Here is a 1373-nt window from a genome sequence, read left to right as displayed (position 1 = left end):
TACTCCTCCCGGCCGATTTCGGCGGATTCGAGGATGGCGAGGGCGTCGGGGACGAGGACGGCGGCGGAGTAGTAGGCGGAGACGAGGTAGGAGATGAGGGCTTGGTCGTTGATGCCCATGAAGCGGACGTTGAGGCCGGGTTGGTATTCGTCGGGGAGGCCGGTTTGGTGGAGGCCGATGACGCCTTGGTTTTGTTCGCCGGTGCGCATGAGCAGGATGCTGCTGGTGGCGGTGTCGGTGACGGGGATTTTGTTGCAGGGGAGGATGGGGATGCCGCGCCAGGCGGGGACGTGGTGGCCAGCGTGTTCGGTGCTGGTGGGGTAGAGGCCGGCTTTGGTGCATTCGCGGCCGAAGGCGGCGATGGTTTTGGGGTGGGCGAGGAAGCAGGCGGGGTCTTTCCAGACGAGGGTGAGCAGGTGGTCGAGGTCGTCAGGGGTGGGTGGGCCGGTGCGGGTGGGGACGCGTTGGGCGAAGTCGGCGTTGTGGAGGAGTCCGAAGTCGGGGTTGTTGATCAGTTCGTGTTCTTGGCGTTCGCGGAGCGCTTCGACCGTCAGCCGGAGTTGTTGTTCGATTTGGTTCATGGGCTGGTTGTAGAGGTCGGCGACGCGGGAGTGGACGCGTAGGACGGTTTGGGCGACGGAGAGTTCGTATTCGCGGGGTTGGGTTTCGTAGTCGACGTAGGTGGCGGGGAGGGTGGGTTCGCCGTCGTGGCCGGAGGCGAGGGTGATTTCGGCTTCGCCGTGGTCGTTGCGGGCGGTGGTGGTGTGGGTGAGGTAGGTGGTGAGGTGGGTTTGGAGGGTGTCGGAGCGGGTGCAGATGTCGTCGAAGGCGGTGCGGGGGAGGGTGAGGACGGTGGCGGTGGTGACGGCTTTGGCGGTGAATTCCCAGATGGGGTCGTCTTGGGTGAGGGTGGTGTCGCCGAAGTAGTCGCCGTCGGCGAGGGTGCCGAGGGTGACGTGGTCGCCGTAGGCGCCGGTGCCGGTTTTGGTGATTTTGCCGTGGGCGATGAGGTAGACGTGGTCGGCGGGGGAGCCGAATTCGACGAGGGTGTCGCCGGGTTGGTAGTCGTGCTGGGTGAAGCGGTTGGCGAGTTCGGTGAGGACGTCTTCGTCGTCGTAGCCGCGGAGGGGGGCGAGTTCGCCGAGTTCGGGGGGGATGACGCGGACCTGGGTGCCGGTGGTGGTGAAGGTGACGCGGCCGTCGCCGACGGCGTAGGAGAGGCGGCGGTTCACCCGGTAGGCGCCACCGGAGACCTCGACCCAGGGCAGGAGTTTGAGCAGCCAGCGGCTGGAGATGCCCTGCATCTGGGGGACGGATTTGGTGGTGGTGGCCAGGGTGCGGGCCGCGGCCCGGCTCAGGCTCGAGGGCGCCTG

1 protein-coding gene is annotated in these 1373 nt (G+C 66.9%); it reads right to left on the bottom strand.

From position 1 onward, the window contains the following. Nucleotides 1-1373: family 2B encapsulin nanocompartment shell protein (locus OO60_RS44240; protein ID WP_033263636.1), on the bottom strand; the 1373-nt coding region annotated here is incomplete at both ends.

It is taken from the genome of Amycolatopsis vancoresmycina (assembly GCF_000716785.1).
Lineage (GTDB): Bacteria > Actinomycetota > Actinomycetes > Mycobacteriales > Pseudonocardiaceae > Amycolatopsis > Amycolatopsis vancoresmycina.
Note: the sequence above shows the minus strand (reverse complement) of the source record. Positions and strands in the feature narration are given on the sequence as shown.